The organism is Aestuariimicrobium soli (assembly GCF_051192575.1).
GTDB lineage: Bacteria > Actinomycetota > Actinomycetes > Propionibacteriales > Propionibacteriaceae > Aestuariimicrobium > Aestuariimicrobium soli.
This window is the reverse complement of record NZ_JBPJSQ010000007.1, coordinates 255302-281410: the sequence shown is the minus strand read 5'-3', so window position 1 is coordinate 281410 and position 26109 is coordinate 255302. Positions and strand designations below refer to the sequence as shown.

Annotated in this window: 23 protein-coding genes; 11 read left to right on the top strand and 12 right to left on the bottom strand. The window is 69.5% G+C overall.

Annotated features, from left to right (window positions below; all coding sequences use genetic code 11):
* Positions 1 to 96: 96 nt before the first annotated feature.
* From ACSDQ9_RS10760 to ACSDQ9_RS10740, 5 genes are all read right to left on the bottom strand, one after another.
* Positions 97 to 450: a HesB/IscA family protein gene (locus ACSDQ9_RS10760; RefSeq protein WP_435146843.1), complete on the bottom strand. Its 354-nt coding sequence runs from the start codon at positions 448 to 450 to the stop codon at positions 97 to 99.
* Between the two features lie 126 nt (positions 451 to 576).
* Positions 577 to 2010: a phosphoglucomutase/phosphomannomutase family protein gene (locus ACSDQ9_RS10755; RefSeq protein WP_435146841.1), complete on the bottom strand. Its 1434-nt coding sequence runs from the start codon at positions 2008 to 2010 to the stop codon at positions 577 to 579.
* Positions 2011 to 2096: 86 nt separating this feature from the next.
* Positions 2097 to 3179 carry a glycerate kinase gene (locus ACSDQ9_RS10750; RefSeq protein WP_435146862.1) on the bottom strand — a complete coding sequence of 361 codons (1083 nt, stop codon included), beginning with the start codon at positions 3177 to 3179 and terminating at the stop codon, positions 2097 to 2099.
* 87 nt (positions 3180 to 3266) lie between these two features.
* Positions 3267 to 3563, bottom strand: a complete 297-nt coding sequence (gene pspAA, locus ACSDQ9_RS10745) for a PspA-associated protein PspAA (RefSeq protein ID WP_435146839.1) — start codon at positions 3561 to 3563, stop codon at positions 3267 to 3269.
* A complete protein-coding gene (locus ACSDQ9_RS10740) occupies positions 3560 to 4459 on the bottom strand; it encodes a PspA/IM30 family protein (RefSeq protein ID WP_435146837.1) in 900 nt (299 codons plus the stop codon). Before ACSDQ9_RS10740 ends, pspAA begins: the two co-directional genes overlap by 4 nt.
* Positions 4460 to 4652: 193 nt before the next feature.
* Here ACSDQ9_RS10740 and ACSDQ9_RS10735 point away from each other — a divergent pair, with 193 nt between their 5' ends.
* Positions 4653 to 5366: a DUF3043 domain-containing protein gene (locus ACSDQ9_RS10735; protein WP_435146835.1), complete on the top strand. Its 714-nt coding sequence runs from the start codon at positions 4653 to 4655 to the stop codon at positions 5364 to 5366.
* Between the two features lie 135 nt (positions 5367 to 5501).
* Here the strand turns inward: ACSDQ9_RS10735 and ACSDQ9_RS10730 are convergent, their stop codons facing one another.
* Positions 5502 to 5804, bottom strand: a complete 303-nt coding sequence (locus ACSDQ9_RS10730) for a hypothetical protein (RefSeq protein ID WP_435146833.1) — start codon at positions 5802 to 5804, stop codon at positions 5502 to 5504.
* A complete protein-coding gene (gcvT, locus tag ACSDQ9_RS10725) occupies positions 5801 to 6961 on the bottom strand; it encodes a glycine cleavage system aminomethyltransferase GcvT (RefSeq protein ID WP_435146831.1) in 1161 nt (386 codons plus the stop codon). Before gcvT ends, ACSDQ9_RS10730 begins: the two co-directional genes overlap by 4 nt.
* A 135-nt stretch (positions 6962 to 7096) precedes the next feature.
* Here gcvT and ACSDQ9_RS10720 point away from each other — a divergent pair, with 135 nt between their 5' ends.
* From ACSDQ9_RS10720 to ACSDQ9_RS10675, 10 genes are all read left to right on the top strand, one after another.
* Positions 7097 to 8599 carry a leucyl aminopeptidase gene (locus ACSDQ9_RS10720; protein WP_435146829.1) on the top strand — a complete coding sequence of 501 codons (1503 nt, stop codon included), beginning with the start codon at positions 7097 to 7099 and terminating at the stop codon, positions 8597 to 8599.
* A gap of 2 nt (positions 8600 to 8601) precedes the next feature.
* The gene (gene lpdA / locus ACSDQ9_RS10715; protein WP_435146827.1) at positions 8602 to 10029 is read left to right on the top strand and encodes a dihydrolipoyl dehydrogenase; all 1428 of its coding nucleotides are present in this window, start codon (positions 8602 to 8604) and stop codon (positions 10027 to 10029) included.
* A gap of 116 nt (positions 10030 to 10145) precedes the next feature.
* Entirely contained in the window at positions 10146 to 12002 is a 1857-nt protein-coding gene (gene sucB / locus ACSDQ9_RS10710) for a 2-oxoglutarate dehydrogenase, E2 component, dihydrolipoamide succinyltransferase (RefSeq protein WP_435146826.1), read from the top strand.
* Positions 12003 to 12291: 289 nt separating this feature from the next.
* Positions 12292 to 13143: an undecaprenyl-diphosphate phosphatase gene (locus ACSDQ9_RS10705; RefSeq protein ID WP_435146825.1), complete on the top strand. Its 852-nt coding sequence runs from the start codon at positions 12292 to 12294 to the stop codon at positions 13141 to 13143.
* Positions 13143 to 13835 carry a lipoyl(octanoyl) transferase LipB gene (gene lipB, locus ACSDQ9_RS10700; protein ID WP_435146824.1) on the top strand — a complete coding sequence of 231 codons (693 nt, stop codon included), beginning with the start codon at positions 13143 to 13145 and terminating at the stop codon, positions 13833 to 13835. Before ACSDQ9_RS10705 ends, lipB begins: the two co-directional genes overlap by 1 nt.
* 78 nt (positions 13836 to 13913) lie before the next feature.
* Positions 13914 to 14861, top strand: a complete 948-nt coding sequence (gene lipA / locus ACSDQ9_RS10695) for a lipoyl synthase (RefSeq protein ID WP_435146822.1) — start codon at positions 13914 to 13916, stop codon at positions 14859 to 14861.
* A gap of 3 nt (positions 14862 to 14864) precedes the next feature.
* Complete coding sequence (locus tag ACSDQ9_RS10690) at positions 14865 to 15623, top strand: DUF4191 domain-containing protein (RefSeq protein ID WP_435146820.1); 759 nt, start codon at positions 14865 to 14867, stop codon at positions 15621 to 15623.
* Positions 15624 to 15627: 4 nt separating this feature from the next.
* Positions 15628 to 17448, top strand: a complete 1821-nt coding sequence (locus tag ACSDQ9_RS10685; protein ID WP_435146819.1) for an ABC-F family ATP-binding cassette domain-containing protein — start codon at positions 15628 to 15630, stop codon at positions 17446 to 17448.
* Between the two features lies 1 nt (position 17449).
* Positions 17450 to 18001, top strand: a complete 552-nt coding sequence (locus tag ACSDQ9_RS10680) for a methylated-DNA--[protein]-cysteine S-methyltransferase (RefSeq protein WP_435146817.1) — start codon at positions 17450 to 17452, stop codon at positions 17999 to 18001.
* Between the two features lie 112 nt (positions 18002 to 18113).
* Positions 18114 to 18935, top strand: coding sequence for a DNA-3-methyladenine glycosylase family protein (locus ACSDQ9_RS10675; RefSeq protein WP_435146814.1), 822 nt, complete (start codon positions 18114 to 18116; stop codon positions 18933 to 18935).
* A 25-nt stretch (positions 18936 to 18960) separates the two neighbouring features.
* Here the strand turns inward: ACSDQ9_RS10675 and ACSDQ9_RS10670 are convergent, their stop codons facing one another.
* The 5 genes from ACSDQ9_RS10670 to ACSDQ9_RS10650 all read right to left on the bottom strand — a co-directional run bounded on the left by ACSDQ9_RS10670 (position 18961) and on the right by ACSDQ9_RS10650 (position 26024).
* Positions 18961 to 19434 (bottom strand): MarR family winged helix-turn-helix transcriptional regulator, encoded by a 474-nt coding sequence (locus ACSDQ9_RS10670; RefSeq protein ID WP_435146812.1) that lies wholly within the window; start codon positions 19432 to 19434, stop codon positions 18961 to 18963.
* Positions 19431 to 21104 (bottom strand): MDR family MFS transporter, encoded by a 1674-nt coding sequence (locus tag ACSDQ9_RS10665; RefSeq protein ID WP_435146810.1) that lies wholly within the window; start codon positions 21102 to 21104, stop codon positions 19431 to 19433. Before ACSDQ9_RS10665 ends, ACSDQ9_RS10670 begins: the two co-directional genes overlap by 4 nt.
* A gap of 153 nt (positions 21105 to 21257) precedes the next feature.
* Positions 21258 to 24290 carry a beta-galactosidase, LacZ type gene (gene lacZ, locus ACSDQ9_RS10660; RefSeq protein WP_435146808.1) on the bottom strand — a complete coding sequence of 1011 codons (3033 nt, stop codon included), beginning with the start codon at positions 24288 to 24290 and terminating at the stop codon, positions 21258 to 21260.
* Complete coding sequence (locus ACSDQ9_RS10655) at positions 24287 to 25096, bottom strand: carbohydrate ABC transporter permease (protein ID WP_435146806.1); 810 nt, start codon at positions 25094 to 25096, stop codon at positions 24287 to 24289. The genes lacZ and ACSDQ9_RS10655 overlap by 4 nt, the downstream gene beginning before the upstream one ends.
* Entirely contained in the window at positions 25089 to 26024 is a 936-nt protein-coding gene (locus ACSDQ9_RS10650; protein WP_435146804.1) for a carbohydrate ABC transporter permease, read from the bottom strand. Before ACSDQ9_RS10650 ends, ACSDQ9_RS10655 begins: the two co-directional genes overlap by 8 nt.
* Positions 26025 to 26109: the final 85 nt, after the last annotated feature.

Sequence of the window (26109 nt, the reverse complement as noted above, 5' to 3'; positions counted from 1 at the left end):
TTTTTGAGGGGGGTTCTACTAAGGCAATAAAAACGCCACGCCGACCAGCCCAGACGGGCGGTCGGCGCGGCGTTCGCGGGGTGTGCGCGGAAGGCCTCAGTGGAACGAGTCGCCGCAGGCGCAGGAGCCCTGCGCGTTGGGGTTGTCGATGGTGAAGCCCTGCTTCTCGATGGTGTCGACGAAGTCGATGGTCGCGCCCGACAGGTACGGCGCGCTCATGCGGTCGGTGACGACGTTCACGCCGCCGTAGGTCTTGACGACGTCGCCGTCGAGCTGGCGCTCGTCGAAGAACAGCTGGTAGCGCAGGCCGGAGCAGCCTCCGGGCTGCACCGCCACGCGCAGGCTCAGGTCGTCTCGTCCCTCGCCGTTGAGCAGTGCCTGGACCTTGGAGGCGGCCTCGTCGGTCAGCAGGATGCCGTCGGCCACCTGGGGCTCAGTGGTGGTGGTCATGTGTGTCCTCTCGCTGGAACGTCATAGCGTCAACCCGGCGTACGCGTCGAGTATTCCCTCTCGGAGTTTCTCATCCTCGCTGGGGAGTCTACTCACCGTGATTGCGCGGCCCAAGCTCGTCCGGGCTCAGCCCAGCCCGTAGTAGGCGGTGACCTCGGCGACCACCTGCTGGGCCTGGTCGAGCGACGCCATCTCGGCGAAGACGCGCAGCACCGGCTCGGTGCCCGAGAACCGGATCACCGTCCAGCCGCCGCCGACGAAGTGCACCTTGCAGCCGTCGAGCCAGCTGACCTTCTCGACGGGGAACGAGAACGTCGGCAGGTCGTGGCCCTCCATCAGCTGCGCCTGCAGTTCGACCTTGCGGGCCTGGCTGAACGCGAAGTCGGTCTCGACCATCTCGAGCGACCCGTACTCGGCGACGATGTCGGCGTAGAGCTCCGACAACTTCTTGCCGCTGACCGCGAGGGCCTCCACCAGCAGCGAGGCGGCGTAGATCCCGTCCTTGCCGGGGATGTGCCCGCGCACCGTCAGACCACCGGACGATTCGCCCCCGATGATGGCGTCGTGGGCATCCATGCCGGCCGAGATGTGCTTGAACCCCACCGGAACCTCGATGCAACGCTCCCCGTGGGCCTCGGCCACCCGGTCGAGCAGGTGGGTGGTGGCCAGGTTGCGCACCACCGGGCCCTTCCATCCCTTCACGGTGAGCAGGTAGTGGTAGAGCAGCACCAGGATCTGGTTGGGATGCAGGAAGGCGCCACGGTCGTCGATGATGCCCAGCCGGTCGGCGTCACCGTCGGTGCCGATGCCCAGGTCGGCGCCGCGGTCGAGCACCGTCTGCCGCAGGAAGCGCAGGGTGTCGACGTTGGGCGAGGGCAGCTTGCCGCCGAACAGCGTGTCGCGCCGGTCGTTGATCACCTCGACCTGGCAGCGGGCGGTCACCAAGATGGTCTCGAGACAGGTGCGGGCCACCCCGAACATCGGGTCGAGCACGATCGACAGCCCCGCATGGCGAATCGCGGGCATGTCGACCTGCTCGATGATGGCGTCGATGTAGTCGTTGAACGAGGTGTGCAGGTCGATCAGCCCCGAGGCGATGCCATCGCCTGCCTCGACCGCGACCACCGACGATGCGTCGACGGCGTTGATCTCGGTCTGCAGCTCTCCCGTGGTCTCGGCGTCGGCGTCGCGACCGCCGCGGGTGAACACCTTGATGCCGTTGTAGAGGGCCGGGTTGTGGCTGGCCGTGACGGCCATGCCGTAGGCGCAGTCGAGTTCGCGGGTGGTGAACATGACCAGCGGGGTGGGCGCCGGACGATCGATCACGTGGCAGCGAATCCCGTTGCCGGCGAACACTTCGGCCGCCCAGAAGGTCGCCTCGCGGGAGAGGAAGCGCCGGTCGTAGCCCATGGCGATGATGGGCTTCTCGGCAGCCTCGCGACCACCGGGGTGTTCGCGCCAGACACGGTCGGCGAGCCCCTGGCTCAGCAACCGGACGTTCTCGCGGGTGAAACCGTCAGCGATGATGGCGCGCCATCCGCCGGTACCGAACTCGATCATGCTGCGACGCTAGGGCCACGCGCTCGTCGTCCCCAAGCAGTCGCTCACCCGACTGCACGTTCGCTCGCCGCGTGCGAGCAGTGCGCTCACCAGCTCCAGGAGGCGGCCACCGGGCCGGTGGCCTCGGTGATCTCGTCGGCCGTGACGGTGTCGACGTCCTCGGTGCCGGGGCGCACCGAGTAGGCCGCCTCGACCCCGACGCTGCGCAGTTCGCGCGGCGAGATGAAGTTCGATCCCGCCACCACCACCAGCGGACGAAGCGCGTCCCCCGCCAGCTGGGTCACGTGCGCCAGCACTTCGCCGCCCATGGTGCCGAAGTCGAGTCGCCCTCCCCCGCTGACCACCAGATCGGCCGCCTTCGCGGTGGTCGGCAGGCCAGCTCGTTCGGAGCACCACTGGCTGCCGGTGACCACTCGTCCGCCCACGGCCAGCACGGCGAACCCGAGCCCGCCGGCGGCGCCCGCCCCGGGCGTGGTGGCGAGCTCGGGAGCCGCGCAGGCCGACGCGAGGTCGACCAGCGCCTGGTCGAGGGCCAACAGGTCGGCGGGATCGGTGACCACGCCCGCGGCGTGGCCCTTGACCGAGGTGATCCCGCGCAGGCCCACCAGGTGGCGGGGGGCTTCGTCCGCCGAGACCACCAGGGTGAGGGAGGTGGTGCCCAGCCGCTCACGCACCGGTGCGAGGTCGAGGGAGCCGATGCCGCGCAGCCCGTCGACCCCGCGGTCGAGGGCCACGTCGGCCGTGGCGCCCAGGGCGGCGAGCAGACCCGCGCCGCCGTCGTGGATGGCGGTGGCGCCCACTTCGAGCACCAGTTCGTCGGTCCCCTCGTCGAGCACGAGGGCAGCGGCTCGTCCGAGGGTGAGCGACGACGCCGACCGGTCGATGCCCGACGGCGCCTCGAGGTCGACCGGATCGACCTCAGCCGGGGCGGTGACCACGGCGACCGTCGGGGTGCGGGTCAGGGTGAGGATCGCGTCGTCGAGGGTGAGCGCCTCGACAGGGGCGCCGAGCAGGTCGGCGGCGGCGGCGCCGAAACCCCGACCGGCGGCACCGATCGGCACCACGGCAACCTGGGCACCCCGCTCGGCGAACGCGGCACCCATGGCGGCACCGGCACGAGCCGACGACACGGCGGGGAAAGAATCGGTGGCGATGACGACTCGCATCATCGCCACCGAGGGGCGTGGCTGTGGGCGCGATTCACGCCGACAGTCTGTCAGGTTGCGCTGGCGGGTGGGTGTCAGGGCCGCCCGGGCTCAGGAGGGGTTGGGGATGAGGCCCTCGTACTCGCCGGCCTCGCTCAGCCAGGACCGCATCTCCTCCAGACGCACGGACGCGTCGGGCACGATCAGCTCGGAGTCGGCCAGCACGTCGTCGGGCACCTCGGTTCCCTCCAACCGGACGATCGCGAGCAGCGCCTCCACCGCGCTGGTCAGCGCCTCCTGGTCGGAGTTCTCGACGGCCTTCTCGATGAGATCGTCCTGCACGTTGAGGGCCTCGTGGGCCTCGTCGGGAACCGAGTACTGCCCCTCGCCCATGATCCGGATGATCATGCCTGCTCCTCGGCGACGGGCTCCTGGGGAGCGGGCTGCTGGGGAGCCTGCTGGGGGGCGGGCTGCTGGTAGGTCTGGCCCTGCTGGAAGGCCTGACCCTGGAAGGCCTGACCCTGGTGAGCCTGACCCTGGGGAGCCTGCTGGGCCGGGTCGCCAGCGGTCAGCTGACCGGTCGGCTGGGCGGGACCGGAGCCCACCGACAGCTGGGCCTTCATCGCGGCGAGCTCGTTCTCGACCTGCGAGGTCGACGCCAGGGCATCGAGCTCACGGGTGATGTCGTCCTTGTAGGTGCCCGAAGGATCCTCGAGGGCGCCGGAGGCGAGCAGTTCGTCCACGGCGGAGGCGCGAGCCTGCAGCTGCAGGGTCTTGTCCTCGGCACGCTGGATCGCCATGCCGACGTCGCCCATCTCTTCGTTGATGCCGGTGAAGGCCTCCGAGATGCGGGTCTGGGCCTCGGCCGCCGAGTAGGTGGCCTTGATGGTCTCCTTGCGGGTGCGGAACGCGTCGACCTTCGCCTGCAGGCGGGTGCTGGCGCGCACCAGCTTCTCCTCCTCACCCTGCAGGGCGGCGTGCTGCTGCTGCAGGTCGGCGAGCTGGCCCTGCAGACCCGACTTGCGGGTCAGCGCCTCGCGGGCGAGGTCTTCACGACCGGCCTCGAGGGCGCGGCTGGCCGACAGCGTCAGCTTCTCGACCTCCCCGTTGAGCTGGTTGGCCTGCAGTTCGACGCGCTTGCGGCTGGTCGCGACGTCGGCGACACCGCGGCGCACCTTCTGCAGCAGCTCGAGCTGTCGCTGGTAGGAGTAGTCGAGGGTCTCGCGGGGATCCTCCATCTTGTCGAGGGCCTTGTCGGCCTTGGCGCGGAAGATCGTGGAGATGCGCGAGAAAATGCCAGACATGCGGGTCCTTCCCATTGGTGGGGTCGAGCCTGTGATCAGGCAACGACGTACGGTCACCACCCTAGTTTCACCGAGCGCCACTTTCGAGGGGTGCGCGGGAACCGTCCGCTGACTGGGGGGCCAAGGCCGGGGATGATTCAGGGTGATCCCACGACTACGATGGGACGAGCTTCGCTCCCCCCTGGAGCGGACGATGATCCCGAAGGACCCCACCGTGGCGCTGTTCCGCCCCTACCAGCAGACGACGGCAGACGAGCGCGCCGAGGCCAAGGCCAAGGCGTCCGCCGAGCAGGCCGAGGCTGCCCTCAAGGAGAAGCAGGAGCGTCGCGAGTCGTTGACCGCATCGCGGCAGGCGGCAGTGGTGACCCCGGATTCGTCCGCTCCGCAGGCGGTTGGGGGTCGTCCGACCGCACGCCTGACACCCAAGAAGGATCGTCCGACCCCCACGCGCGCCGAGGCCGAGGCGGCCCGCAAGGCGCGCGTGAATCCGCAGTTGTCGCCCAAGGAGGCGAAGCAGCAGCTGCGCGAGCGCAACCGCACCGCGCGGCTGAAGGCGATGGCCGAGCAGGAGAACGAGCCCACCAAGCAGTTGCTCCGCGACTACATCGACCACCGCTGGACGATCACCGAGTTCCTGATGCCCACGATGATTCTGCTGGCGGCGGGATCGATCGCCTTCGGGCGCTACCTGCTGGCGCAGCAGTTGTTCTCGCTGGCGATGCTGGCGCTGTTCGCCGCCTGGGTCATCAACGTGTGGTGGGTGTGGCGCGGGTTCAAGAAGCAGGCCAAGGAGCGCCTGGCCCAGCCGAACTTCCGCGGGCTGCTGATGTATGCCAACAACCGCATGCTGCAGATTCGCCGCTTCCGCCAGCCGCCGGCGCGCATCAAGCGCGGCGAGTCCTACTGACCGACCAGGCGATCCGCAAACTCCGAGGAAAGGGTGCAACCCGCAGGAAACTTCCTGAGGGCCGCATGTTTGCGTGCGAGTTTGCGGACATCCGGCGCGGCGCTCGGGTGACCGGGCGCTCGGGTGGCCCGGCGCTCAGGTGACGCGCCGGCGGCGAAGCTCCGCCGCCAGCAGCACTCCCCCGAAGGCCGCCACCGCCACGCCAGCGCCGATCACCGAGGGGCGCGAGGCGTTCGCCGAGGCCCTGCGCTGTTCGTAGCTCTGCGTCTGCTCCGAGGTGACATCGGTGAAGGACGACTTCACGCACACGTCGCCCGGCTTCATCTCGACGCCGCGGCAGGTGACGGGCCCTCGTCCGACGACCAGGAGGCCGACGACGACCGCCGCCAACCCCAGCGCCACCAGGGCGGCGTTCAGCCAGACTGCCCAGCGCCTCACGCCCCGCGCACCCCGGGGGTGACGAACGGGGGCTTCACGACCTGGAAGGCCTCGGTGCGGTTGCGCACCGCGACCTGCACGACGTCACCCAGGTCGATGGCCGCATCGATCAGCGCCAGCGCGACGCCTGTGCGCAGGGTCGGGCTGAACGTTCCCGAGGTGACCTCGCCGATCGGCTGACCGGCCTCGTTGACCACCGCCATGCCATGCCGGGCGATGCCCCGGCCGACGGCCTTCAATCCGCGCATGCGGCGGGCGGGGCCCTCGTCCCTGATGCGCTGCAGGGCCTCCCGTCCGGGGAAGTCGGCCTGCTTCTTCCAGCCGATCGCCCACGACAGCCCCGCCTCGACCGGGTTGATGTCGACCGAGATGTCGTTGCCGTGCAGCGAGTAGCCCATCTCGGTGCGCAGCGTGTCGCGGGCGCCCAGACCGCAGGGGCGGATGCCGAACGGCTCGCCTGCGGCCATCACCTCGTCCCAGACGGCGGGCGCGATCGCCGAGGGCACCACCAGTTCGTAGCCCACCTCTCCGGTGTAGCCGGTGCGGCACACGGTGTAACCCGACTGGTCATCGCCCGACTGGTTGTCTCCCGATTGGGGGGCGCCGCCGTGGTCGACAACGGTGAAGCCCATGTAGTCGAACTCCGTGGGCAGCCCCATCGCCGCCAGCACCTCGCCCGCATGCCTGCCCTGCACGGCGATCACCGCGTAGTCGTCGTGCCGGTTGGTGATGGTGACGTTTGAGAACTCATCGGACGATGCCGCCAGCTCGGTGAGCCGGCGGCAGACCTCGGCGGTGTTGGCCGCATTGGGAATGACGAACACCTCGTCGTCGCCCTTGAGGTAGCAGATGAGGTCGTCGACCACGCCACCCTCGGGCGTGCACAGCATGGAGTACTGCGCCTTGCCGGGAGCGATCTTGTCGAGGTCGTTGGTGAGGGCGTGGTTCAGGAAGTCCTTGGCGCCCGGGCCAGCGACGACGGCCTTGCCCAGGTGTGAGACGTCGAAGATGCCGACACCGTCACGCACGGCGTGGTGTTCGGCGAGCACTCCGCCGCCCGCGTACTCCAGCGGCATCTCCCACCCGCCGAACTCGGCGAACTTGGCACCGGCCGCGACGTGGCGGTCGTGCAGGGGTGAGTGCTTGACCTCGGCCATCGAGTCACCTTCCGTCGCTCGTCGACCCGTCCACCGGGTCGTCCGGATGAGCCGTCCGAATGGGCCGAGGCTATCCCACCCGATAGCCTGCAACCGAACGCTCACAACGGCGCACCGACGCCGGAAAGGACGACGATGTCAGCTCTCGCCACCCACCAGGCCCCGACGGTCAGCGCCGTGCAGCAGCCCTCGAAGAAGGCAGGCGTGCTCGTGGTCGGGCTCGCCGACGGGCCGACCGTGCTCGGGCTGCCCGATTCCGTGGCCAAGCAGTCGTCCAAGGCCCACGGTGACCTGGCCGCCCTGGCCACCAGCCTCGGCGGCACCTCCGAGGCCAACGCCGTCACGGTGCTGCCCCCCGTCGACGGCACCGTGGTGCTGGCCGTCGGTCTGGGCGAGGTCGACGTGACCCCTGAGGTCGTCCGGGCTGCCGCAGGTGCAGCCGTGCGCAAGGCCGCAGCGCTGGCCAAGGACGCACCCGCCACCGTCGCCGTCTCGCTCGACCTGACCGACCCCGAACTCGTGCAGGCCGCCACCGAGGGGGCCCTGCTCGGCGCCTACACCTTCGCCAAGGTCTCGTCCGCGAACCCCAAGCAGGGCGTCGCGGCCGTCGAGATCGTCGTGCCCCAGTCGAGCCGCGAGCTCAGCGCCGCCGTCGACCGTGGCGCCCGCGTCGCCGGCGGTGTCACTCTGGCCCGCGACTGGATCAATGCCCCCGCCAATCAGCTCTACCCCGAGACCTTCGCGGCCGAGGCCCGCGAGGCCGTCAAGGGTCTGCGCTCGGTCAGCGTCGAGGTGCTCGACGAGCGTGATCTCGCCAAGGGCGGCTACGGCGGCATCCTCGCCGTCGGCGGCGGCTCGGCTCGTCCGCCGCGGCTGACCCGGCTGGAGTACAAGCCGCGCGGCGCCCAGCAGACCCTCGCGCTGGTCGGCAAGGGCATCACCTTCGACTCCGGCGGCCTCGACATCAAGCCCGCCGACGGCATGTACACCATGAAGTGCGACATGTCGGGGGCCGCGGCCGTGATCGCCGCCGTCAAGGTGATCGCCGAACTGGAACTGCCCGTGCACGTCATCGGCTACGCGTCGATGGCCGAGAACATGCCGAGCGGGTCGGCCTACCGCCCCTCCGACGTGCTCACCATGTACGGCGGCACCACCGTCGAGAACGTCAACACCGACGCCGAGGGGCGCCTGGTGATGGCCGACGCGCTGGCCCGCGCCAGTGAGGACGAGCCCGACCTGCTGGTCGACGTCGCCACCCTGACGGGCGCCTGCATGGTGGCCCTGGGGCTGCGCACCGGCGGGCTGATGGCCTCGGACGACGCCACCGCCGACTCGGTGCTCGATGCCGCCGAGACCGCCGGCGAGGCGTTCTGGCAGCTGCCGATTCCCCAGCACCTGCGCAAGGGGCTGGACTCGAAGGTGGCCGACCTCAAGTCGGGCGGCTCGCGCTACGGCGGCGCCCTGACCGCCGCCGCCTTCCTGCAGCGATTCGTGGGTGAGGGCATCTCGTGGGCCCACCTCGACATCGCCGGCCCCGCGTTCAACGACGAGGAGCCCTACGGTCACGTCAGCACCGGTGGCACCGGTGCGGCGGTGCGGACGCTGGTGGCCCTCGCCTCGTCGTTGGGTCGCTGACGATGTCGGACGACCAGCCCGCCGGCGCCGCCGCGCGTGACGCCGTCGTGCGCGATGTCGTCGTTGTGGGCGGCGGCTCCGGCGGCTACGCGGCCGCCCTGCGCGCCACCCAGCTCGGCCTCTCGGTCACCCTGGTGGAGGCCGACCTGCTGGGCGGCACCTGCCTGCACCGGGGCTGCATCCCCACCAAGGCGCAGCTGCACGCGGCCCACGTCGCCGACCAGGCCCGCGAGGGAGCTCGGATCGGCGTGCGGTCGTCCGTCGACGGCATCGACCTGTCGGCCCTGCAGGGCTGGCAGCAGTCGGTGATCGACCGACTGCACAAGGGACTCTCGGGGCTGGTGTCGTCGCGCGGCATCGAGGTCGTGCAGGGGTTCGGGCGACTGGTCCGCGATCGCGAGGGGTGCGGTGTCGAGGTCGACGGTCGCCTGATCCGCGGACGAGCGGTCGTGCTGGCCACCGGCTCGGCCCCCCGCACGCTCGGGCTGCCGGTCGACGGCCGCCGCATTCTGACCAGTGACCACGCGCTGCGGCTCACCGAGCTGCCGGCGAGCGCCGTCGTGCTCGGGGGCGGTGTCATCGGGGTCGAGTTGGCCTCGGTGTGGGCGTCCTTCGGGGTCGAGGTGACGGTCGTCGAGGCACTCGACCGGCTGGTGCCCGCCGAGGACCCGGCGGCCTCGAAGGCCCTGCTGCGGGCGTTCGGCAAGCGGGGCATCACGGTGCGCACCGGAGTCGGCGTGGCTTCGGCCACCGCCTCGGATTCCGGGGTCGAGGTCACCCTGGCCGACGGTTCGGCGTTGAGTGCCGACGTCTTGTTGGTGGCGCCGGGGCGGGCACCGGTCTCGTCCGGGATGGGATTCGAGGAGGCCGGCGTCGTGCTCGAACGGGGGCACGTGCGCGTCGACGAGAACCTGGCCACGTCGGTGCCCGGGGTGTTCGCGGTCGGTGACCTGGTCGCCGGGTTGCAGTTGGCGCATCGCGGTTTCGGGCACGGCATGTTCGTCGCCGAGCGCATCGCTCACCTGGCCGGATCGTTCCCGACCCGCCCGAAGCTCGTGCCCGAGCACCTGATTCCGCGGGTCACCTACGCCAACCCCGAGATCGCCTCGGTCGGCCTCACCCAGGCGCAGGCAGAGGCGCGCGGGCCCGTCCATGTCGTCGAGTACAACCTCGCCGGCAACGGACGATCCCAGATCCTCGGCACCCAGGGCTTCGTGAAGGTCGTGCGCGAGGCCGATGGACCCGTCGTCGGCGTCACGATGGTCGGGCAGGGCGTGTCGGAGCTGATCGGCGAGGCGCAGGCGACGGTCGGTTGGGAGGCCACCCCGGACGACTTCGCCGGTCTGGTGCACGCCCACCCCACGCAGGGTGAGGCCTTCGGCGAGGCGCTGCTGGCCCTGGCCGGAACTCCCCTGCACGTGCACGACTGAGCGCCACCCGCACCACCCACCGCATCCACACACGACCAGACACCCATGGCGGGCTGCAGCCCGCACCGGCTACGGCTAGGCTGGCCGGGAACGCTTGAAGCAAAGGAGCACGCCCCATGGCGACCGAAGTCACCCTTCCCGCTCTCGGAGAGTCCGTCACCGAGGGAACCGTCTCGCGCTGGCTCAAGGAGGTGGGTGACACGGTCGAGGTGGACGAGGCGATCGTCGAGGTCTCCACCGACAAGGTCGACACCGAGATCCCCTCCCCCGCCGCCGGGGTGATTCTCGAGATCCGCGTGCAGGAGGACGAGACCGCCGACGTGGGTGCCGTGCTGGCCGTGATCGGCGATGCGGACGAGTCGTCCGCCGCCGAGCAGGCCGCCCCGGCCGAGGAGGCTCCCGCCCAGGAGGCGCCGGCCCAGGAGGCACCGGCCCAGGAGGCCGCTCCCGCCCAGGAGGCTCCCGCTCAGCAGGCCGCTCCGGCTCAGGAGGCTCCCGCTGCGCAGGCCTCGTCTGGCCCGGCGCAGGGCACCGAGGTGACCCTGCCGGCCCTGGGTGAGTCGGTCACCGAGGGCACCGTTTCCCGCTGGCTGAAGCAGGTCGGCGACACCGTCGAGGTGGACGAGGCCATCGTCGAGGTCTCGACCGACAAGGTCGACACCGAGATCCCCTCGCCGGCCGCCGGCACGATCCTCGAGATCCGCGTGCAGGAGGACGAGACCGCCGACGTCGGCGCCGTGCTCGCCATCATCGGCGACGCCTCCGCTGCCCCCGCGACGCCCGCTCCCGAGGCGCCCGCTCCCGAGGCCTCGGCCCCCGCCGTTCAGGAGCAGCCGAAGGCCGAGCCCCCGCAGCAGCAGCCGTCCGAAGAGGCCCCCGTGCAGGCCGCTCCGCCCGCGGAGCAGCCCCAGCAGGAGGCCCCGAAGGCCGCCCCCGCTCCCCAGGCAGCCGCTCCCCAGCAGCCCGCCGCGCAGCAGGAGGCCCCCAAGCCCGCGGCTCCCGCCCGCGCGGCCGCGTCATCCGAGGGTGAGGGTGCCGGCTACGTCACCCCGCTGGTGCGCAAGCTCGCCGCCGAGAACGGGATCGACCTGGCCGAGGTGCAGGGCACCGGAGTCGGTGGCCGCGTGCGCAAGCAGGACGTGATCGCCGCCGCCGAGGCCAAGAAGAAGGCCGCCGAGGCACCCGCCCCGGCCGCTGCCGCCGAGGCCGTGGCCTCGTCCGCCCCGAAGAGCGAGGTCTCGGCCGAGGCCGCCGCGAAGCGGGGCACCACCGAGAAGATGTCGCGTCTGCGCGCGACCATCGCCAAGCGCATGGTCGAGTCGCTGCAGGTGTCGGCGCAGCTGACCGCGACCGTCGAGGTCGACGTCACCGCGATCTCGCGACTGCGCGCCCAGCACAAGGAGTCCTTCAAGGCCGCGAACGGTGCCTCGCTGTCGTACCTGCCGTTCATCACGAAGGCCGCCGTCGAGGCGCTCAAGCAGTTCCCGAAGGTGAATGCCACCATCGACACCGAGGCTGGCACCATCACCTACGCCGACGCTGAGCACATCGGCATCGCGGTCGACACCGAGAAGGGCCTGCTGGTTCCCGTCATCAAGGACGCCGGTGACCTGAACCTCGCCGGCATCGCCAAGAAGATCGGCGACCTAGCGGCGCGCACCCGCGCGAGCAAGGTCACCCCGGACGAGTTGGGCGGTGGCACGTTCACCATCACCAACTACGGCTCGGCAGGCACCCTGTTCGACACCCCGATCATCAACCAGCCGCAGGTGGCCATCCTCGGCACCGGTGCGCTGGTGAAGCGCCCCGTGGTGATCTCCGACAAGGTGCTGGGTGACACCATCGCGGTGCGCGACATGATGTACCTCTCGCTGAGCTACGACCACCGCCTGGTCGACGGCGCCGAGGCCGCCCGCTTCCTGAGCGCGGTCAAGGCCCGCCTCGAGGAGGGCGACTTCGCCTCCGAGCTCTGAGCCGCGGCAAGCACCCAAGCACCACCACCACGACGGCGGTCCCTCTGCGGAGGGGCCGCCGTCGTCGTCCTGCTGGGGTTCCGCCGGTCCGACGGCGGCCTGTTCGCGTACGACCTGGGGCGAGGTCTGGTCGTGCCCTCGTCCCTGATGCGGCCGGTGAGCCCCGGGCTGCACCCCACCCCCGGTAGGGCGCAGTAGGCTCACCATGGCTCGTCCGGTGCTGATCGGTGAGCCCACCACCGACACGACATCCCCTGTGATGGACATCCCTCTGGGAGAGGACACCTGAGTGAACTGGTTGCACGCGATCCTGCTCGGCATCGTCGAGGGGATCACCGAGTTCCTGCCCGTCTCGTCGACCGGCCACCTGAACGTGGTCGAGAAGCTGCTGGGTTACCAGATCGACTCGGTGGGCATGACGGCCTTCACGGCAATCATCCAGGTGGGTGCGATCATCGCGGCCATCATCTACTTCTGGAAGGACATCGTCGCCATCGTGGTGGCGTGGTTCAAGGGCCTGACCAACGCCGAGGCCCGCAAGGACCCCAACTACCGCCTCGGCTGGGGCGTGATCCTGGGCTCGATCCCCGTTGCCGTCGTTGGCCTGCTGTTCCAGGGAGCCATCGAGACCACGATGCGCAACCTGTGGGTGATCATCGCGGCCCTGATCGTCTGGTCGTTCGTGATGTGGCTCGCCGACCGGCACGCGGCCAAGCGCCCCGCCGAGAAGCTTCGCGGCATGGATGACGTGACCATCGTCGACTCGCTGATCATCGGCCTGTTCCAGGCGCTCGCCCCCGTCTTCCCCGGCTTCTCCCGCTCGGGCGCCACCATCTCGGCCGGCCTGTTCCGCGGGTTCGACCGCGTCACCGCCACCCGGCTGTCGTTCTTCCTGGGCATCCCCGCGCTGGTCGCCGCCGGCGGCCTGCAGGCGGTCGAGAACTACCACCAGGTCTCGACGACCGTGGGCTGGGGCCCGACCATCATCGCCACCGTGGTCAGCCTGATCGTGGCCTACGCCAGCATCGCGTGGCTGTTGAAGTACGTCTCGAAGAACTCCTTCACCCTGTTCATCATCTACCGCATCGTGCTGGCCGTCGTGCTGGCGGTGCTGGTGCTCACCAAGGTGGTCGCCGCCTGATGCTCGAGTTCCAGCGGCACGGTTTCGGCACCCACCACGACCGCTTCCCCGGTCTGGTCGAGTACCGGGAGGGCTGGGACTTCCAGCGTGAGGTGCACGCTCTGGTGGCGGCCGGTGAGATTCCCGACCAGTGCCTGTTCATCGAGCACGAGACCGTCTACACGGCCGGACGACGCACCCTGCCCGAGGAGCGGCCCTTCGACGGCACCCCGGTGGTCGATGTCGACCGCGGCGGCAAGATCACCTGGCACGGCCCGGGCCAACTGGTCGGCTACCCCATCGTGAAGCTCACCGAGGGCGTCGGCGTCGTCGACTACGTGCGCCGGGTCGAAGAGGCGGTGATCCGCTGGCTCGCCGGGTTCGGGGTGACCTCGGGTCGCATCCACGAGCGCACCGGCGTGTGGCTGGCGGCGGCCGACGGCAGGCCCGAGCGCAAGATCTGCGCCATCGGCATTCGGGTGAGCAAGCGGACGACCCTGCACGGGTTCGCCCTCAACCTCTCCAACGAGCTGGTCGACTTCGCCAACATCATTCCCTGCGGCATCAGTGATGCCGGGGTCGGCCGGCTGGCCGACGAGATCGACGGCACGGTGCCGAGTCTTGACGAGGCCGCCGACGGTCTCGAGCCGCTGCTGGGCGACCTGCTGGCCTTCCGCCCCTACGAGCTGTCGCCCGACCTCGACCGGGGCTGAGCCTCGGGTTCGCCACGAGCGCACCCGCCACCCCCGCCCCGGGTGTCGGCTCCAGCGGCCCACGGCTAGACTGCTGAGGTGACTATTGCACCCGAGGGACGACGTCTGCTCCGGGTCGAGGTGAAGAACGCCCAGACCCCCATTGAGCGCAAGCCACCGTGGATCAAGACCACGGCGAAGATGGGGCCTGAGTACCGCGATCTGCAACGGCTCGTCAAGGACGAAGACCTGCACACCGTCTGCCAGGAGGCCGGCTGCCCCAACATCTTCGAATGTTGGGAAGATCGCGAGGCCACCTTCCTGATCGGCGGTGACTCCTGCACCCGGCGCTGCGACTTCTGCCAGATCGAGTCGAAGAAGCCCTCGGGCTACGACACCGGCGAGCCGCTGCGCGTCGCCGAGTCGGTGCAGAAGATGGGTCTGCGTTACGCCACCGTCACCGGCGTGTGCCGCGACGACCTCGCCGATGAGGGCATCTGGCTCTACTCCGAGACGATCCGCAAGATCCACGAGCTCAATCCCGGTGTCGGGGTCGAGATGCTGGCCCCCGACTTCTCGGGTCGCCGCGAACTGCTCGAGCAACTGTTCGAGACCGGCCCCGAGGTGTTCGCGCACAACGTCGAGACCGTGCCGCGCATCTTCAAGCGCATTCGTCCGGGGTTCCGCTACGAACGCTCGCTCGACGTGCTCCGCTGGAGCCGCGAGGCCGGGCTGGTGACCAAGTCGAACCTGATTCTCGGCATGGGCGAGACCCGCGACGAGATCTCGCAGGCGCTGCGCGACCTGCACGAGGCCGGCACCGAGTTGATCACCATCACCCAGTACCTGCGTCCGAACGCCCACCTGCTGCCCGTCGACCGCTGGGTCACCCCCGAGGAGTTCGTCGAACTGGCCCAGGAGGCGCGCGAGATCGGCTACTCCGGAGTGCTGTCGGGGCCGCTCGTCCGTTCGTCGTACCGCGCCGGCAAGCTGTACCGTCAGGCGATGGAAACCCGGGCCCAGGCGCCCCTCACCCAGAAGGTCTGATCGATGGCATCGCAAGCCGCCAAGGAACTGGCACGCAAGCAGAAGGAGCAGGCGCGCGCCGAGAAGGAGCGCCGCAAGAACTCCGACAACCCGCGTGACTGGGGAACCATTCGCCAGCTGACGGAGACCTACAAGCGCACCCACGAGTACGACACGTCGCTGCCGTGGCTGCTGGCGGGAGCCTTCGTCGTCACGGTGATCGTGTTCGTGGTCGTCGGCCTGCTGGTGAAGCCGTGGTGGCTGTGGCTGCTGCTGGGCCTCTCGTTCGGCCTGGTGGCCGCCATGCTGATCCTGCTGTGGCGGGTGCGCAAGGCGACCTACGCCCGCTTCGAGGGTCAGGCCGGCTCGGGTGAGGTCGCCCTGACGATGCTCGACAAGAAGAAGTGGACGACCACCCCCGCCATCACCGGCACCCGCCAGATGGACGTCATCCACCGCGCTCTCGGGCCGTCCGGTCTGTACCTGATCGCCGAGGGTGACCCCAACCGCCTCAAGTCGCTGTTGAACACCGAGGTGCGCCGCCACGAGCAGGCCACCAACGGGGTGCCGGTCACCATCGTGCAGATGGGCAACAAGGCTGGTCAGGTGCCGCTGAACAAGCTGGCCGACCACCTGAAGAAGCAGCCGAAGACGCTGGACGCCGCCAAGCTCGTCGACCTGCAGTCGCGGCTGAAGGCGCTCGACACCATGCGCAACAAGCTGCCGATCCCGAAGGGCCCCATGCCCACGCGGGTTTCGCGGTCGTCCCTGCGCGGTCGCTGAGCGGATGGCCACCGGACCCAACCTGGTCAACGCCGAACGAGTCACCAAGCACTACGGCACCCGCACCCTGCTGGACGAGGTCTCCCTCGGCATCGGCGCCGGCGACGTGATCGGTGTGGTCGGGCGCAACGGTGACGGCAAGTCGACCCTGCTCGGCCTGCTGACCGGCGCCGTCGACCCCGACGACGGCCGCATCACCCGCACCGGCAGCGTGTCGATCGGCGTGCTCACCCAGGCCGAAGTGGTCGTGCCCGACACCACCGTGCGCGACCTGATCGTGCACGGCGAACCCGACCACGTCTGGGCGGCCGACAGTTACCGGCGCACCGTCGTCACCGAACTGCTCGACGGTATTGCGTTGGACGAGTCCCTCACCCACCTCTCCGGTGGTGAGCGGCGGCGCGCCGCTCTGGTGGCCATGCTGCTCGGCGACCACGACCTGCTGGTGCTCGACGAGCCGACCAACCATCTCGACGTCGAGGCCGTCGCCTGGCTGGCCGAGCACCTGCGCACCCTGCAGGCCCGCGGCACCGCGATGCTGGTGGTCAGCCACGACCGCTGGTTCCTCGATGCCGTCTGCACCCGCATCTGGGAGGTGCACGACGCCCGCGTCGACGCCTACGACGGTGGCTACGCCGCCTACGTGCTCGCCCGGGTCGAACGCGACCGGCAGGCGCAGGCGATGGAGCAGCGCCGCAAGAACCTCGCCACCAAGGAACTCGCCTGGCTGCGCCGCGGCGCCCCCGCCCGCACGAGCAAGCCCAAGTTCCGCATCGACGCCGCCACCACGCTGATCCAGGACGTCCCTCCCCCGCGCGACCGCATGCAGTTGCAGGAGTTCTCCGTCGCCCGACTGGGCAAGAACGTCGTCGACGCCATCGATGCGTCGGTGGTGCTGCCCGACGGCCGGGTGCTGCTGAACCACCTCGACTGGTCGATCGGCCCCGGCGCCCGGATCGGGCTCGTCGGTGTCAACGGCGCCGGCAAGTCGACGCTGCTGCGGGTGCTCGCCGGTGAGCAGGAACCCACCGGCGGACGGGTCAAGCACGGCCTCACCCTGCGGTTGGGTCACCTCAGCCAGCACGTCGGCGAACTCGACGAGAACGAGCGTGTGCTCGACTCGGTGAACCGGCTGAAGCAGGAGACAACGGTCGCGACCGGCAAGCAGTTGACCGCCTCGACACTGCTCGAGGACTTCGGCTTCACCGGCCAGAAACTGGTCACCCGGATCGCGGAACTCTCCGGTGGGGAACGCCGTCGCCTGCAGTTCCTGCGGCTGCTGCTCGCCGAACCGAACGTGCTCTTCCTCGACGAACCCACCAACGACCTCGACATCGACACCCTCACCGTCATCGAGGACCATCTCGACTCGTGGCCGGGCACCCTGGTGATCGTCAGCCATGACCGGTACTTCCTCGAACGGGTCTGCGACGTCACCTACGCGCTGCTCGGCGACGGACACTGCGTGCTGCTGCCCGGCGGGGTCGACGAGTACCTGGAGCGGCGGAGGTCGGGCACGGCGGGAACGGCCGCTCGTCCGTCGACCCCCACCTCACCCACCACCACGGACGAGCCCGCGGCCCCGGTCGCGGCGCAGCCGACCGCGAATCCGGCGGTCGTCCGGCAGGCCAGGAAGGACATGTCGCGACTCGAGCAGCAGATCGGCAAGGCGCAGTCCAAGCAGGCCACGCTCGAACAGCGGATGGCCGACCAGGCCAGCGACCACACGGCCCTGATCGGGCTGCAGGCCGAGCACGATGCCCTCGCCGCGCAGATCGAGGAGTACGAACTGGCTTGGCTCGAAGCCGCGGAACTGGCGGGCTGAGATGACCCACGCCCCGGCGCGTCGCCGCCACGCCCGCTTCGACACCCCGGTCGGCGAGCTCACCGCCACGCTGGCGTGGGACGAGTCGGGTGACGGGCGCGCCACCGCGCTCACGGGCCTGTACTTCGAGAACCACACCTACCCACCGGGCAGCGACCTGATGGGGGCGCCGATCGCGGCCGACACGCCCGGGGTGCTGGAGCAGCTGCGGGCCGAACTGCGCGAGTACTTCGACGGTCGGCGGACGCGTTTCACGGTGCCGTTGGAGACCCACGGAGACGACTTCTCGGAACGGGTCTGGGCGATCCTGCGCGAGATTCCCCACGGCACCACCACCACCTACGGGACGATCGCGGAACGGCTGGGTTCGAAGGGTCTGGCGCAGCGGGTGGGGCAGGCGGTCGGTCACAATCCGATCAGCATCCTGATCCCCTGCCACCGGGTGGTCGGCGCCGATGGCTCGCTGACGGGGTTCGCGGGCGGCATCGATCGCAAGCGCTTCCTGCTCGAGCTCGAGGAACCGGACGACGCGCCCGTCGTCCGCCTGTTCTGATGGGCCCTGTTCTGATGGGCCCTGTTCTGATGGGCCCTGTTCTGATGGGCCCTGTTCTGATGGGCCCTCTTCTGGTGGGCCCTGTTCTGATGGGCCCGGCGACGTGGCTCTGATGGCCCCCGCAACCACCCGGATCGAGTCGGTCGGAACCTTCGACCACCGCTCGGCGCTGGAGACCCTGGCGGCCCACTCGATCGCGGGCATCGACCGGGTCGACGTGGCCGCCGGACGGTTGGAACGGTTGGTCGAGCTCGACGGACGACCCCACCCGATCACGGTCACCCTCGATGCTGCTGGGGCGACGCTGGTCGGGCCGGCCGAGCTGGCTCGCCGGGTGGCCGACTGGTTCGACCTCGCCGTCGACCCCACCCCCGCCGACACCCTGCTGGGAGCCGACCGCGTGTTCGCGCGGCAGGTCGCGGAGCGACCGGGGCTGAGGGTCACCCGCTTCCCCGACCGGTTCGAGGCGATCTGCCTGACCATCGTGGGCCAGCAGGTGTCGCTGGCGGCGGCCCGACTGTTCTGCTCGCGGCTGGTGGCGCTCCTGGCCCGCCCGGGAGTGAGCGGCCTCGTCCGTTTTCCCACCGCCTCGGCCATCGCCGCCCACCCGACGGACGACCTGCGGGCCGCCATCGGCCTCACCGGTGCACGGGCGGCCACCCTGCAGGCCGTCGCCGGATTGTTCGCCGACGCCGCCCCCGACACGCAGCCGACGCTCGCCGATCTGGCCGCCGTGAAGGGCATCGGGCCGTGGACGCTCGGTTACCTCGCGATCAGGGCCGACACCGACCCGGATTCGTTCCCGGCCGGTGATGCGGCCCTGAAGCGTCAGCTGCGGCTTCTCGGGGCGGACGATCCCGCCCGCGTCGCGCGCTGGGCGCCCCATCGCAGCGTGGCCGCGTGCCGACTGTGGGCCATGGCCCTGGCGGGCTGAGGCCCGCCGGTCGAGCAGGGAGCGGTCAGCGGGGCACGACGGCGCCGGCCATCTTCTCCAACAGCGACGAGAAGTCGTCGACCTCGTCCACTCCCCAGTCGTTGACCGATTCCCGCAGTAGCTGGCTGAACGGGTGGCGGGCGTGCTCGAGACGCTCGCGTGCCTGCGGGGTGGGCTCCACGAGTCTCACCCGGGCATCCCGGGGATCACTGGTGCGCAGCACCAGCCCGCGCGACTCCAACTCGCTGACCGAGCGGCTCACCTGGCCCTTGTCGGAGGCGAGCTGCTCGGTGAGGGCCGACACCGACACCGGAGCGAGCCGGTCGATGCAGACGAGCACCTTGAAGGTGTGCGGTTGCAGCCCCGGGTCGAGCTGCTCGGCCACCTCCCGGTAGTAGTCGCGAATGCGGCGACCGAGCAGCTCCATCGCCTGCTCCAGGCGTCGGATCGCGAGATCACGATCCGACGCCTCGGGGCCCAGAACGTGCCGGTCGGTCATCGGGCCGTCGTCGACTCGTGGTCGGTCTCGTCCATGACCTCCATGCCCTGGGGCACGCTGTGCACCGCCAGGTCACGCTCCCCGGCGTCGCGGCGCTGGGAGGCGGTCATCCGCGTCAGCGGCGTGTTGGGCAGGAAGATCACGGCGATCAGGCTGACCACGGCGACGGGCACCGCGATCAGGAAGGCGTGGGTGATACCACCGGCGTAGACGTCTTCGAAGATGACCCGCAGCGACTCGGGCATGTCGGCGACGCGGGGCACGGCTCCGCTGTTCAGCTGCTCCATCCAGTACTGGGCCTTGTCGCCCAGCCCCGCGAGGGCCTGGCCGATGTCACCCTTGCGCTCGGCCGCCAGCGAGGCGGTGCGGGTCGCCATGGCGGCGCCCATCACCGACACCCCGATGGTGCCGCCGAGGCTGCGGAAGAAGGTCACGCCCGAGCTGGCCACGCCGATGAGCTCCGACGTGGTGGTGTTCTGCACCACCAGCACGAGGTTCTGCATGGTCATGCCGACTCCGGCACCCATCAGGAACATGTACAGCGAGACCAGCGCGAAGTTGGTGTCGTAGTGAATGGTCGTCAGCAGGTAGAGACCGGCGATCAGCAGCACCGAACCGCTGACCACGTACGGCTTCCACGAGCCGAAGCGGGTGATCAGCTGGCCGACCACGATCGAGCTGACCAGCAGCCCGCCGACCATCGGAATGGTCATCAGGCCGGCCATGGTCGGGCTCGCGCCGCGCGAGAGCTGCATGTACTGGGCCAGGAAGACCGAGGCGCCGAACATGGCGATACCGGTGGCGATCGAGGCCACGACCGCCAGCGAGAAGGTGCGGCTCGAGAACAGGTCGAGCGGGATCAGCGGCTCGGGGGTGCGCAGTTCGACGATCACGAAGGCGATGGCGCAGATGACGGCCAGGCCGACCATCCACAGCGTGGTCACCGACCACCACGCGTAGTCGGAGCCGGCGTTGGTCACCCAGATGAGCAGCAGCGAGACGCTCGCGGCCAGCAGCACGATGCCGGCGTAGTCGATGCTGACCTTGCGCTTGGCGGCTGGCTTCAGGTGCAGGGTGGCCTGCACGATGATCAGGGCCACCACGGCCACGGGCAGGGCGACGAAGAAGTTCCAGCGCCAGCCCCAGTTGTCGGTGATGACGCCACCCAGCAGCGGGCCGCCGACGGTCGAGACCGCCATCACGGCACCGAACAGACCCATGTAGCGGCCGCGCTCGCGCGGGCTGATGATGTCGGCCATGATCACCTGGCTGAGGGCGGCCAAGCCACCGGCGCCGATGCCCTGCAGGGCGCGGGAACCGATCATCATCTCGGGGTTCTGGGCGAGGCCGGCGGTGGCGCTGGCCACCACGAACACGATGATGGCGAGCTGGAACAGCAGCTTGCGGCTGAACAGGTCGGCGAGCTTGCCCCAGATCGGAGTCGAGATGGCGCTGGTGAGCAACATGGCGGTGACCACCCAGGTGTAGTCACGCTCGTCGCCGGAGATGTCATGGATGATCACCGGGAGCGAACTCGACACGACGGTCGAGGCCAGCATCGACACGAACATGCCGAGCAGCAGCCCCGACAGTGCCTCGAGCACCGCCCGATGGCTCATGGGTGCCGGTGAGTCGGTGGCCGACCCGGGCACGACGGAGGTTTGTGACACAAGTAGCTTCTTTCCGCGGGCAGAGGCCCGAGTGGGGGCAACGGGGGGAATGGTTGACACACATCAATATTTGATCGGGGTCAACAATACGCCGATGGTTGACCCCGATCAACTTGTCTCTGCGGCTCACGGATCAGCCCTCGGCGAACCGCCTCAGACGATCGCCTGGAAGCCGAAGGTGAAGCTCAGCGGCTCGCCGGCGGGCACCCGGTACTCCTCGTGGGTCATCGCCCCCCAGGACTGGTCGCCACCGGCTCCCCGCCTGACCAGCGCCGGCCGCAGCACCGTGTGCTGGATCGGCGGCAGGTCGACGTGGTGGTTGGCGGCCTCGATCTGCTGCGGCGTCCAGGCCAGCGCCGACAGTTCCATCGGGGCGTCGGCGTCGAGGCGCAGACCTCGTCCGTGAACGTCGGTGACACTCGCCCAACGCACCTCGGTGCGGTTGCCGGCCTCCTGCGGACGCAGGTAGGGGGTGAGCAGATCGGCCACGCGGGCCTGGTGACGGGCCAGCCTGGCCCCCTGACGACGGTCGTTGTAGGTCTCGTCGGGGCCCTCGCCGTACCAGGTGAACCGGTCGAACTCCGGCCGCGTGGTCAGCAGGAATCCGAACTCCGGGGCATCCGGCAGCGACGCGTCCGGGGTCATCTCGAGGGTCACCCGCACGTGCCCGTCGCCCGCCACCGCGTAGCGCACGACGCACTCGGCGGTCGTCGCGGACCCCGTGGCCAGCTCGTAGACGTAGGTGACCTGCACCCGGTCGTCCACGACCTCGACCGACGGGTTCGGTGCGCCTTCGTCACCCGGACGAGGCCGGGCATGGCTCGAGGCCAGCTTCCAGGCGCCATCGCGCATGGGCATGCCCCACCCCTGTTCGTTGGAGGTGGGTGCGTGCCAGAAGTTCGGTCTGGGCACACTCGACAGCAGTTCCTCACCGCCGTGCGCGCGATACGACAGCAGCCCACCGTGGATGCGCGAGAACAGGGCCACGAAGTGCTCCCCGCGCACCCCGATGTTGTGGATGCCGTGCACCACCTCGGGCGCCTCACCGCGGCGAGGAGCCGCGCCACCCTCGACCACGCGCACCGCCTGCCCGAAACCGACCTCATGGCCGGCCTCGGCCCACGAGGTGGTCTCGCGCACCCGCATCGAGACCTCGACGACGTACTCACCGGGCGCCGACGGCAGCGCCAGCGGCAGGGCGATGGTCTCGGTTCCCAGCGGAGCAACGGCCGTGTGCACCGACGCCCGGGCCAGCACCCGGCCCTCGCGCTGCACGGTGGCCACGGCCTCGAAGGCGTCCGAGCCGACGAACAGGTGACGGTTGGTGAGGGTGAACTCGACGTCACCCACCTCGATCACGAACGGGGAGTAGAGCGCCTTCACCGCCTGCAGCGCCGGCTTCGGGGTGCGGTCGGCGAAGACGATGCCGTTGCCCGAGAAGTCGGAGTCGTGCGGAGCCTCGCCGCAGTCACCGCCGTAGCCGAAGTACTCGCGACCGTGACGGTCGACCAGGGCGATGGCCTGGTCGGCGAAGTCCCAGATGAAGCCTCCCTGGAACAGCTCATCGCTCCAGGCCAGGTCGACGTACTTGTCGACGGCCCCGAACGAGTTGCCCATCGAGTGGGCGTACTCGCACAGAATGAAGGGCTTGTCGCGATGCCGGCGCAGGTGCTCCGCGACCTCGGCGGCCGGGGTGTACATCTGGCTGGTGATGTCGGTGGTCTCGGGGTACCGAGCGTCCCAGTGCACTCCCTCGTAGTGCACCGGCCGGGTCGGGTCGAGCCGCTTGAAGTGCCGGGAGATCTCGAGCAGGTTCGAGCCGCCGAACGACTCGTTGCCGCACGACCAGATCAGCACGCAGGCGTGGTTCTTGTCGCGCTCGAACAGATTGGTGGCCCGGTAGGTCAGCGGCGGCAGCCAGGTCGGGTCATCGCCGGGCACCGCATCGGCGAGCGCGCGACCGCCGCGCACGACCTCGTCCCAGAGCCCGTGCGTCTCGAGGTTCATCTCGTCGATGACGTAGAACCCGTAGCGGTCGCACAACTCGTAGAACCACGAGGCGTTGGGGTAGTGCGAGGTGCGCACGGCGTTGACGTTGTTCCGCTTCAGCAGCACGAGGTCGTCCTCGGTCTGCTCGCGGCTGACGGCGCGGCCGTTCAGGCCGAACTCGTGCCGGTTGACCCCGTTGAAGACGATCCGCTGACCGTTGATGCGCATCACCGCGTCGACGATCTCGAAGCGCCGAATGCCCACCTTGACCGGCACGTACTCCACCATGTCGCCGGCCGGATCGCTCACCTCGACCACCAGGTCGTACAGGTGCGGACGCTCCGCGCTCCACAGCTCGGGCGCCTCGACGACCACCGACCACTCCCCCGGCGCCCGCTCGGTCAGCTCCCCCACACCGGCCAGCGTCAGCGCGAGTGAGCCCTCGCCCTCGAGGTCGGTACGGACGACGACCGTCGCCCGGTCGTAGGAGTCGGTCAGCTCGGTCACCACCGCCAGGTCGCGCAGGTGAGCCACCGGACGACGGGTCAGCTCGACATCGCGGAACAGCCCCGAGAACCGGTAGAAGTCCTGATCTTCCAGCCACGACTGCGAGGTGAACTTCACCACCTGCACCACCACCTGGTTGACGCCCTCGCGCCAGGCGGGCGTGAGGTCGAACTCGGCGGGCGTGAACGAGTCGGTGGACCAGCCGATCCACTGCCCGTTCAGCCAGACGGCCAGGCCGCTCTCGGCCCCGTGGAAGGTGATGGCGATCCGCTCGCCGTCAGCCAGGGGGCCGCCCGGGGTCTCGTCCGCCTCCAGGTCACGCACATAGGTGGCCACCGGGTTGAACCGGCGGGGCGCCTGCCCCGGGCTGATCTCGTCCAGACCGTCCCAGGGGTACTGGGTGTTCACGTACTGGGGGCGGTCGTAGCCCTGCAGCTGGATGTGACCCGGCACCCGGATGTCGTCCCAGCCTGCGGTGTCCACCCGCTCACCGGGGGCATCGTCCGACCAGGGAGCGACCCCCGGGTGCGACGCGTAGTGGAACTTCCAGACCCCGTTGAGGCTGGTCACCAGCGAACTGGCACCCAGCTCTGCTTCCTCGGCCGAGGCGAAGAGGCGGTGGTCGGAATGGGGCGCGAGACGGTTCTCGGCGAACCACGAGGGGTCGTCGAGACGGGAAACAAAGGTCACTTGACAGCTCCGGTGATGCCCTCGGCGAAGCTTCGCTGAAGGATGAGGAAAAGGATCATGGTGGGCAGAGAGGCGAACAACACGGCGAGCATCAGCACGCCGTAGTCGGTGACGTAACCCGAGGTGAGGCTGGCCACCAGCATCGGCATCGTCTGCAGACGCGAGTCGACCAGGATCACCTTGGGCCACAGGAAGTTGTTCCAGGCCGCCATGAAGGTGATCACCGCGGCGGCCGCGTAGGTCGACCTCATGGTGGGCAGGAACATGCGGAAGAAGATCGCCAGCTCCGACAGGCCGTCGAGGCGGGCCGCCTCGATGATCTCGTGCGGGAAGCTGCGCGACGACTGCCGGAACAACAGGATCAGGAACGGGGTGGCGATCGTCGGCAGCACCACGGCCGGGATCGTCGAGACCAGGTTCAGGTTCGCGAACATGCGGAACAGCGGAATCATCGTGGCCGCGAACGGGATCATCATCGTCAGCAGGAGCAACCCCATCAGGCGGTCCTTGTTGCGCGAGTGATAGATCTCGAAGCCGTAGCCGGCGATCGAGCAGACCAGCAGGCTCAACAGGGCGCTGGAGACGGCGTAGATGGTGGAATACCCCATCGCGGCGCCCAGATTCTGTTGGTGGACCAGCTTGTCGAGGTTGTCGGCGAACGCGCCGCCGGGCAGCAGCCGGGAGCGGCTGACATCGGCCGAGGTGTTGGTCGCCGAGATGAACATGAAGTACAGCGGGAACAGCGAGCAGATCGCGGCCAGTGTCAGGAAGACGTACTTGAGTGCGGCGAGCGGAGTTCTAGTCACGCTTGTCACCCACCTTCATCTGAATCGCGGCGAGCACGGCCACCAGGATGAGGATCACGTACGAGACCGCCGAGGCGTAGCCGAAGTTCGGGTTGTTCTGGAACGACAACTGGTAGAGGTAGTGCGACATCGTCTTCGAGGCGTTGGCCGGGCCGCCGCCGGTGAGGGCCCACGACTCGTCGAACAACTGGATCGTGCCGTTGGTCGACATGATCGCGGTCAGCAGGATCATCGGACGAAGCTGCGGCACCGTCACGTGCCAGAAGGCCCGGAACTCGCTGGCGCCGTCGATCTTGGCCGCCTCGATGGTCGACGGGTCGATGTTCTGCAGGGCTGCCAGATAGAAGACCATGTTGTAGCCGGTCCAGCGCCACAGCAGGCCGAGGATGATCACCAGCCGGGCGGTGGTCGCATTGCCCAGCCAGTTGTAGGGCTGGTCGAGGATGCCGATGCCGACGAGGGCGTCGTTGATCATGCCGTCGGTGGCGAACATCGTCCGGAAGACCATCGAGTACGACACCAGCGAGACCGCACACGGCAGGAAGATCGCGGTGCGCCACAGGCCACGCAGCTTGAGTCGGCGGTCGTTCAGCAGCACGGCGAGCACGAGCGCGAGCACCAGCATCACCGGCACCTGGATGATCAGGTAGATGAAGGTGTTGGCCAGGGTGCGCCGGAAGATGTCGTCCTGGAACAGCCGGGAGTAGTTGGCCCACAGGGGGTCGGCCCAGCGCAGACGGGTGCCTCGTCCGCTTCGGAACGAGAGCAACAGGGCCTCGAGCATGGGCCAGAAGCTCATCAGGATGATCAGGATCGTCGCCGGGGCGAGGAAGACCCAGCCGGTGAGGCTCTTGCGGCGTTCGCCGGTGAGTCCTCTCCGCTTGGTCTCGACGTCGCGGACCGGCGGGTCCGCGGTGGTGGTGGTCACGCAGGTCTCCGTTCGTGTGTGGTCGCTCGGGCGACGACGGACGACCGGGCACCCGCCGGTGAGGGCGGGTGCCGGTCGCACCGGT